The following is an 8,630-nucleotide window of genomic DNA, read 5'->3' on the forward strand; positions in this document are numbered from 1 at the left end:
GGCTGGCGTGCCGGAACTGCAGCGCCGAGAGGTTGACCGCCATGGTCCACTCGGGGCGGCCCTCGTTGCGCCACGCCCGCATCTGCCGGCAGGCTTCGTCCAGGATCCAGTCCCCGATCGGCACGATCAGGCCGGTTTTCTCCGCGAGGGGGATGAACTGGTCCGGGGCGATCAGGCCACGCGTGGGATGCATCCAGCGCACCAGGGCTTCCACGCCGACGATCGGGCCGCTGGGGGCGGTGAGCTTGGGCTGGTACTGCAGGATCAGCTCACGGCGTTCCAGCGCCATGCGCATGTCCTGCACCAGTTGAAGCTGCTCGTGCACGTTGGCGTTCATCGATGCTTCGAAGAAGCAGATGGTGTTGCGGCCCAGCGCTTTGGCGTGATACATCGCCGCGTCGGCGTTGGTCAGCAAGTCGTGCTGGAGCTCGCCATCGCCAGGGTACATGGCGATGCCGATGCTGGTGGAGACGCGCAACTCGCGGCCGGCTACCTGGAAGGGCTCGCGGATGGCGCTCAGCACTTTCTCGGCCAGGGTGGCAGCATCCGCCGGCTCGCTGACGCTGGCCAGCAGCACGAACTCGTCGCCGCCCAGCCGTGCGATGGTGTCCTGCGAGCGGACATTGGCGCCGATGCGCCGCGCGACTTCCACCAGCAACTGGTCGCCAATGGGATGGCCATAGGCGTCGTTGACCGCCTTGAAGCCGTCCAGATCCATGAACATCAGGGCGAAGCGGCTCTTCTCCCGCGTGGCCCCCTGGATCGCCTGCTCGAGCCGGTCTTCCAGCAGTACGCGGTTGGGGAGCTTGGTGAGGTTGTCGTGCAGCGCCAGGTAGGTCAGTTCCTGGTTGGCTTCGGCGAGCGAGATGGCCAGCATGGCGGTGCGGGCTTCCAGGCGCATGTCGAGCACCGAGGTGATCAGGGCAATCGCCAGCACGGCCAGCGTGACGACGATGATCACCACGGCCAGCCAGCCTGTGTCCATGCCGTCGCGCGCCGCGCCGCAGACGACGCCGATCGGAAACTCCGCGGCCGCCATGCCGGTGTAGTGCATCCCGGCGATGGCTRAGCCCATCACCACCGATGCGCCCGCCCGCAAGGGCCGCACCCAGACGGACTCGCGCCGCAGGTTGAACGCGATCCACAGCGCCGCGCCGGATGCCGCGACCGCAATGACCACGGACAGGACGAACAACGAGGGGATGTAGTGGATGCCCGGCACCATGCGCAGTGCCGCCATGCCCGTGTAGTGCATGCCGGCAACGCCGCTGCCGATCAACAAGGCGCCGCCTGCCAGGCGCCGCCACGGCAAGGTCTCCCTGCCCACCAGCCAGAGCGCGAGCGCGGATGACGCGATGGCGATCAGCAGCGAGGCCACGGTGATGGGCAGGTCGTAGCCCAGCGGAATCGGCAGGTGGAACGCCAGCATGGCGATGAAGTGCATCGACCAGATGCCGATGCCCATGGCGCAGGCGCCGCCCGCCAGCCACCAGTGGGCCGCGCGCCCTTGCGCGGTGGCAATGCGCCCGGCCATGTCCAGGGCCGTGTAGGAGGCCAGCATCGCGACAAGCAGTGAGAACAGCACAAGCAAACTGTTGTAGCTACCGGCGTGCATGGAATACCTTTCTGGACGTTGACTTGGAACTGCCTGGAGGCCGCCCGGCGCGCGCGCGCCGAGCGAGCGCGCCAAGGAAAGCGCCAGTACGCCCCTCATATCGACAAGATGGCGGGCAAGTTTAGTCGAAACCCCAAAAAGATCGGCGCCCGGGGGCCAACTGGCCCCCGGGGCTAATGCTGGCCAGCGGCTGGCCGGCAATCAGTGCCGTGGCGCGGCCTTCGGCACGCCTGCCCACATGGCGGCGCCGCTGGCCAGCAGCAACCCCGCGAGCAGGTACAGCGCGTTGTCCATGCTGCCCGTGTGCGTCTTGATCTGCCCGATCACCCACGGGCTGACGATGCCGCTGGTAATGCCGATGCTGCTGATAAAGGCAATGCCGGTGGCGGCTGTGTGGGCCGGCAGGTGGCTTGGCGGCAAGGACCAGAAGATCGGCAGCGCGGCAAAGATCAGCACGCACGCGGCGGACAGCAACGCGAGCATCGCCGCGAAGCTGGGCAGGTGCAGGGTCAGCAGCGCCAGTGCCAGCGCGCCGCCTACCGTGCAGGCCACGAAATGGCGATGCCGCTCGCCGCGCCGGTCGGAGTGGCGGGCAATCAGGATCAGGCCGACGGCGCCGATGGCGTTCGGGATGACAGAGTAAAGACTGATGGACATCACATCGGTGATGCCGAAGTCCCGGATCATCAGGGGCATCCAGAAGCTCAGCGTCAGCGAGCCGCAGGTCAGCGCGAAGTAAATGAAGGCAAAGAGGTAGATGCGCGGATTGCGCAACGCCTCGATGAGCGCGCCAAACGAGTGCGCGCGCGTGGCCTGTCCGGCCGGCCCGTTATGCGCGGCGAGCAATGCCTTCTCCGGGTCGGTGAGCCAGCTCGCCTGCTGCGGGCCATCGACCAGGAACACCGCGGCGGCGAGCCCGAGCACGATGGCGGGCGCCCCCTCGATGGCAAACATCCACTTCCAGCCATAAAGCCCGAGCACGCCGGCCATGTCGCGCATGATCCAGCCCGACACCAGCCCGCCCAGCACCCCGGCCACGGCAACGCCCGCGAAGAAGATGGCCATCACGGCAGCGCGCCGCCGCGCCGGGAACCAGTAAGTCAGGTACAGCACGATGCCGGGGAAGAAGCCGGCTTCGAACACGCCCAACAGGAAGCGCAGTGTATAGAAGTGCGTGGGTGTCGATACCCACATCATGCCGACCGATGCCAGGCCCCACAGCAACATGATGCGGGTGAAGGTGCGGCGGGCGCCAAAGCGGGCCAGCAGCATGTTGCTGGGCACCTCGCACAGCACGTAGCCCACATAGAACACCGCAGCGCCCAGCCCGTACATCGCATCGCTGAAGCCCAGGTCCTGCTTCATCTGCAGCTGGGCAAAGCCGATATTGATCCGGTCGAGGAAGGAGATGACGTAGCAGACAAAGAGGAAAGGAATGATGCGCAGCCAGATCTTTCGATAGAGCGCGTCTTCGTCGCGGGCAGCACAAGCCGGGGGCGCAATGGCCCCTGCAGAGGAATAGGTCATGGATTGTCTCCGGGAACGCGGGCCCGGCTGGGCCCTGGATGCCGACGTCTGGCGCGTATTGGCAATGAGTGGAAGCGGGCAGCGGGCCGCGCCCGCTGCGATCAGGCTTGCGCGCTGATCTCCGGCGCCGCGCCCTGCCGCGCGAGCTGCATGGCGGCGGCGAGCGTGTCGTGGTTGCCGATATGATTTGCGAGCAACAGGATCAGTTGCGCATTGGCCGCCTGGCTCTGGCCGTCGTCGAGATCGCGATGCATGTCGATCAGGGCTTCGTAGAAGTCGTCGGCGCGCGCCAGGTTGGGTTGGGTGTTGAGTGCCATTGCTGTCTCTCTGACTCAGAATGTCGCCGCGGGATTCATGCCGCTACCGGAGCGGGCGCTTGCGCAGTTGGTGCGCCGGCCTGCGTGCCTCGCAAGTTGCCGGTCGCGCGTGACATGGCCTGCTGGACGGCGGCGATGTCGACCTGCCGCCAGCGCGCGCAGACATGCTGGTCGGGGCGGATCAGGTACAGCGTGCCGGGCCGCGCGTCGTAGCGCCGCGCCGCGAGTCCCTCGGCGTCGTGCCACACCGCTATGCCGGGCGATGCTGCGCACTGGGCATTCGCGCTGACCACGACCAGCTTGAGCGGCAGCGTGCCTTGTCCCAGCCGTTGCAAGGCGGCCAGGCTGTCGGCGTCGGGCGTGCCGAACAGCAACGCGGTGAATTGCCCGCCTAGTTGCGGCAGCAGCCATCCTTGGCCTTGCGCACCGGAGATCGGCGCATCCACGCAGGCCGTGCCCGGCACCATGGCGTCGRCAAACTCGCCGGTGTCAAGCGTGTTGAGCGCCGAATCGCGCAGCACGGATGGCAATGACAGCCGCCCGCTATTCACCAGCTGCCGGGCGAACGCATGCTTCTTCGACAGTGCCAGCACGGCATCGCGGAACACCTTGCTGACCGTGCTCTTCGGCGTGATGAAATCCGTCGAGCGCGTCGAATTGCGGATGTTCTCGTCGGCGGCATATTCGCGCTCGCTCGCATAGGTGTCGAGCAGGCTGTCCGGCGCGCGGCCCTGGATCACGTACGCCAGCTTCCACGCCAGGTTCTCCGCGTCCTGCACACCGCTGTTGGCGCCGCGCGCGCCGAACGGCGAGACGCCATGCGCGGAGTCGCCGGCAAACAGCACATTGCCATGGCGGAAGCTGTCCATGCGCAGGCAGGAGAAGGTATAGACGCTGACCCACTCCAGCTCGAACTTCGCGTCCGGGCCAAGCAGCGCCCGCACGCGCGGAATCACGCGCTCCGGCGTTTTTTCCAGCACGGGATCGGCGTCCCAGCCGAGCTGGAAGTCGATGCGCCAGACATTGTCGGGCTGGCGGTGCAGCAGCACCGACTGGTTCGGATGGAAAGGCGGGTCGAACCAGAACCAGCGCTCCGTGGGGAATTCGGCTTCCATCTTCACGTCGGCGATCAGGAAGCGATCCTTGAACGTGCGGCCCTTGCTGTCCAGGCCCAGCAGGTTGCGCAGCGGGCTGCGCGAGCCATCGGCCGCCACCACGTAGCGTCCGGTGAGCGCATAGGGGCCGTCCGGTGTGTCGACGGTCAGCACCACGGCCGCGTCAGGCGTGCCGGCGTGATGCTGTTCGATGCCCGTCACCTTGTGCTTCCAGCGGATCTCCAGGTTCGGCAACTGGCGCGCGCGGTCGAGCAGGAAGCCCTCGACGTAATACTGCTGCAGGTTGATGAAGGCCGGCCGTTGGTGGCCGGCCTCCGGCAGCAGGTCGAAGGTGTAGACCTGTTCGTCGCGCACGAAGACCTTGCCGACGTGCCAGCGCACGCCCTTGTCCACCATGGGTTCGCCGCAGCCGAGCCGGTCGAAGACATCCAGCGTGCGCTTGGCAAAGCAGATCGCGCGCGATCCGCTCGACAGCGTGCAGTCATCGTCCACCAGCACCACCGGCACGCCGTGCTGGGCCAGGTCGATCGCGGCGGCCAGGCCAACGGGCCCGGCGCCCACGACGATCACGGGGTGCGGCTTGCCTGCGTGCGCCTGCCGTTGCTCGGGGCAGGGCTGGTACTCAAATGACTGGTTCTGGTAATCGTTGCTCATGCTGGTGTCTCCATCCACTCTGTACGGCCATTCCATCTATGCGGCGATTGGCCTTCAGTTTTGCAGCGCGGCCCACATTTCCTTGTCGCGCTGCGCGGTCCAGATGCGCGGATGCTGGATGCCGCTGGCTTCATCGAAGGCGCGCGACACGTCGAAMGGCAGGCAGTGCTCGTAGATGAASACSTGGCCGAACTTCGGGTCCATSGAYTTGCGCGTRTGSGCCATSGCGCYCTTCAGGTCCAKRCGGTCCRCCACGGCYTCCTTGCCGGCCTGSARCAGCGTGGTGACGAAATCCTTGGTGTACTCGATGCCCTTCTTGACCTCTTCCGGATTGGTCAGGGCCGGGCCGCGGCCGGGGACGAGCTTCTCGGCGCCCAGCGCCTGCAAGGCGTCGAGCGTGGCGGGCCATTGCTCGAGTTGCGCGTCGCCGCAGTAGCAGGCTGCGTCGTACTCCACCAGGTCACCGGAGAACAGCACCTTCTGCGACGGCAGCCAGACCACTGTGTCGCCCTTGGTGTGGCCCGAGCCCAGATGGGCGATGCGCACTTCGAGCTTGCCGAGGTACAGGGTGATTTCTTTCTCGAACACCAGCGTCGGCCAGGTCAGGCCCGGCACGGTTTCCACCCCGGCGAACAGGCGCGGGAAGCGTTCGATCTCCGACTTCATGTCGGCCTCGCCGCGCTCCACGATCATCTCGTAGGTGCCGCGGCTGGCGATGATCTGCTGCGCGCCTTCGGCGAAGTAGGCCGAAGCACCCAGCACGCGCACCGCGTGGTAGTGCGAGAGCACGACGTACTTGATGGGCTTGTCCGTCACCGAGCGAATCCTGGCGATCAGGTCTTGCGCCATGGCAGGCGTGGCGGTGGTATCGACGATCAGCACGCCGTCGTCGCCGATGATCACGCCGGAGTTGGGGTCGCCCTCGGCGGTGTACGCGTAAGCGTTCTCGGAGAGCTGGGTGAAGGTGACTTTCTTGGCTTCCAGGTCGGCCTGGGATGCGAATGCCTTGCTCATGCTTGCCTCATCTCTTTTGTCTTGCGTGGGGGAAAGACGAGACAGCAGGCGCCGGAGCAGATCACTGCATAGCGGGGGACTGTCTCGCCCCGTATTCACTCTATAACTGCACCGGTATCGGGGTAAGGCCATCTTAGGAATTGCAGCAAAATTAGTCAATAACAAATCGTATTGTTTTTGACTAACTAGAGGGGCGGGGAGGGTAAGGCACAAACAAGACGCAGAAATCCGAGGGGAAACCCTCGGTCTTGCCGGGCGGATGGCGCCCGGTCGATTACTATCTGGGTTTTCAAGCGGGGGCCGAATGCCACGACCAGCACGACCAGCGCGATCCGCGCGATCAACGCGATCCGAGGACCACATCGCGGACGCCGGCGGCGAGGAGAAGGCGCAGCGCGGCATCCAGAGCGTGGAAGTCGGCGGCCGCTTCCTGCGCGCGCTGGCCGATGTCCGCGCGCCGATGGCCCTGGCCGATCTTGCGGCCAGCGTGCAGATTGCGCCCGCGCAAGCACACACTTACCTGGTCAGCCTGGTGCGGCTTGGCCTGATCAAGCGCGACCACCTGTCCGGGCGCTACGAGCCGGGCCCGCTCGCGCTGCAACTCGGCATGCTGTATCTGGACCACGATCCGGCCTACCGGGCGGCGGTGCCGCTGGTGGCCGCGCTGGCCGGCTCGTGCGGGTTCAGTGTGGCGATCTGCGCCGCCGGCCCGCAGGGCCCCACCATCGTGCGCTATGCGCACGCTGGCTCGCCCTTGCACGTGAACCTGCACGTTGGCACGGTGATGTCRCTGTCGGCAACGGCGACCGGCCGCGTGTTCTGCGCGTTTCTCCCGCCCGGCCAGTGGCAGGCGATCTGGGCGCAACAGCACGCGGGCGATACGCCCGCCGTGGACGCCACCGCGTTCGGTGCGGATCTTGCCGCCATCCGCGAGCGCGGCATCGAGCGCAGCATCGACGCACCAAGCCCCGCCGTCAGCAGCCTGTGCGTGCCGGTGCTGGACGCCAGCGGGCGGCTGCGCCTGGCGCTGACCGTGGTCGGATCGACCGGCGCCATCGATGTGGGCTGGCGCGGCCCCGTGGCTGTCGCATTGCTAGACACCGCCGCGGCCATCCGTGACGCGATCGCCGCCACTAACRCCACTAACGAAACCGAATGACACCCGCCCCCATGCCAATCGACGACATCCTGGGTGAAGCCGCCAAGCCGCAACGCGGCATCCAGTCGCTGGACAACACCGGCCAGTTGCTTGCCGGGCTGGTCGCGGCCGGGCGGCCGCTGCCCTTGCGCGACCTTGCACGCGCGGCCGGCATGCCGCCCGCCAAAGCGTTCCCGCATCTGGTCAGCCTGCAGAAGATCGGCTTGCTGGCGCGCGACGCGGCGGGCAATTTCCTGTCCGGCCCGCTGGGCCTCGAACTCGGGCTGATCGCCTTGCAGCGGCTCTCGCCAACCCGCGAGGCCGAGCCAGAAGTGATCGAACTGGCGGGCGCGACCAGCCTGAGCGTGGCAATGGCAGTGCTTGGCCCGCTGGGGCCGACCGTGGTCCGCCTGGAGGAAGCCGCGCGGCCGCAGCACGTCAGCCTGCGGGTCGGCACTGTGCTGTCGCTGGTCAATACGGCGATCGGCCGGCTGTTCGCGGCGCACCTGCCGGAGCCCGTGCTGATTGGCCTGCTGGGCCAGGACGCGCTGCGGCTCGCAGGTGCACGGGCATCGGATGTTGTCGAAGCGGATGGCGGCGCGGGCGAAGCACTTGCGCCAGCGTACGCGGCCCGGCTGGCGCAAATCCGCGCGCAGCGGATCGACAATGCGCTGGGCCGGCCCGTGCCCGGCATCGACACGCTTGCGGCGGCGGTGTTCGACCACACCGGCAGCATTGCGCTCGTCATCGCCCTGATTGRCACATCGGGCAGCTTTGACAGCGGTACGGACGGCGCAATGGCCGGGACACTGTTGCAGGCGGCGCGGCGGTTGTCGTGGCGGTTCGGCGCGATGGAGCCGATAGAGGTAGCCGTGGGGAACGGATAGCCGAGCCGCCGCTTACTTTCCTTTTGCCACGCGCCGGGGCCGCTTGGGTTGCGGCGCAGGCGCCGCCGCTTCATCCTCGCCATCGTCGACCCGTGGATAGTGTTCGAAGGTCCGTTTCACCAGCTCGCGCAGCCAGATGATTGCCGGGTCATGGTGGAAACGCGGATGCCAATGCTGCTTGATGGCGAATTCCGGCAGCGCCACCGGCGGCTGCATCACGCGCACCGTGCCGTACCGGGCAAAGACGTTGGCGAGTTCCAGCGGTACCGTGGCGATCAGGTCCGGCTGCTGCTCCATCAGCAGCGGCACCACCAGGAAGTGCGGCGTCGACAGGTAGATATTGCGCTGGATGCCATGGTCGTC

8 protein-coding genes are annotated in these 8,630 nt (G+C 66.9%); 2 read left to right on the forward strand and 6 right to left on the reverse strand.

Going from position 1 to position 8,630, the window contains the following annotated elements:
* The 5 genes from AC1DS3_RS30875 to AC1DS3_RS30895 form a co-directional block, all read right to left on the reverse strand.
* A partial coding sequence (locus AC1DS3_RS30875; RefSeq protein ID WP_477128623.1) for a putative bifunctional diguanylate cyclase/phosphodiesterase occupies positions 1 to 1,615 on the reverse strand: 1,615 nt, incomplete at its 3' end.
* A 201-nt stretch (positions 1,616 to 1,816) separates the two neighbouring features.
* Positions 1,817 to 3,142 carry an MFS transporter gene (locus AC1DS3_RS30880; RefSeq protein WP_441636299.1) on the reverse strand — a complete coding sequence of 442 codons (1,326 nt, stop codon included), beginning with the start codon at positions 3,140 to 3,142 and terminating at the stop codon, positions 1,817 to 1,819.
* Between the two features lie 101 nt (positions 3,143 to 3,243).
* Positions 3,244 to 3,459, reverse strand: coding sequence for a DUF2783 domain-containing protein (locus tag AC1DS3_RS30885; protein WP_441636297.1), 216 nt, complete (start codon positions 3,457 to 3,459; stop codon positions 3,244 to 3,246).
* A gap of 35 nt (positions 3,460 to 3,494) precedes the next feature.
* On the reverse strand, positions 3,495 to 5,228 hold the full coding sequence (locus AC1DS3_RS30890) for an FAD-dependent oxidoreductase (RefSeq protein ID WP_477128624.1): 1,734 nt from the start codon (positions 5,226 to 5,228) through the stop codon (positions 3,495 to 3,497).
* 54 nt (positions 5,229 to 5,282) lie between these two features.
* The gene (locus tag AC1DS3_RS30895) at positions 5,283 to 6,242 is read right to left on the reverse strand and encodes an MBL fold metallo-hydrolase (protein WP_477128625.1); all 960 of its coding nucleotides are present in this window, start codon (positions 6,240 to 6,242) and stop codon (positions 5,283 to 5,285) included.
* A 304-nt stretch (positions 6,243 to 6,546) separates the two neighbouring features.
* On the opposite strand from AC1DS3_RS30895, the gene AC1DS3_RS30900 reads away from it, so the two are divergent.
* Together AC1DS3_RS30900 and AC1DS3_RS30905 are read left to right on the forward strand one after the other, a co-directional pair.
* Positions 6,547 to 7,401 carry an IclR family transcriptional regulator gene (locus AC1DS3_RS30900; protein WP_477128626.1) on the forward strand — a complete coding sequence of 285 codons (855 nt, stop codon included), beginning with the start codon at positions 6,547 to 6,549 and terminating at the stop codon, positions 7,399 to 7,401.
* Positions 7,398 to 8,267: an IclR family transcriptional regulator gene (locus tag AC1DS3_RS30905; RefSeq protein WP_477128627.1), complete on the forward strand. Its 870-nt coding sequence runs from the start codon at positions 7,398 to 7,400 to the stop codon at positions 8,265 to 8,267. The genes AC1DS3_RS30900 and AC1DS3_RS30905 overlap by 4 nt, the downstream gene beginning before the upstream one ends.
* Before the next feature lie 12 nt (positions 8,268 to 8,279).
* Here the strand turns inward: AC1DS3_RS30905 and AC1DS3_RS30910 are convergent.
* Positions 8,280 to 8,630, reverse strand: a 351-nt coding sequence (locus tag AC1DS3_RS30910; RefSeq protein ID WP_477128628.1) for a type 2 periplasmic-binding domain-containing protein, incomplete at its 5' end; no start/stop codon positions are given.

The organism is Cupriavidus sp. 01L46 (assembly GCF_056399905.1).

Excerpts from the sequence above, each read along its gene's own strand:
- AC1DS3_RS30880 (WP_441636299.1), bottom strand. The coding sequence starts at position 3,142 with ATGACCTATTCCTCTGCAGGGGCCATTGCGCCCCCGGCTTGTGCTGCC.
- AC1DS3_RS30885 (WP_441636297.1), bottom strand. The coding sequence starts at position 3,459 with ATGGCACTCAACACCCAACCCAACCTGGCGCGCGCCGACGACTTCTAC.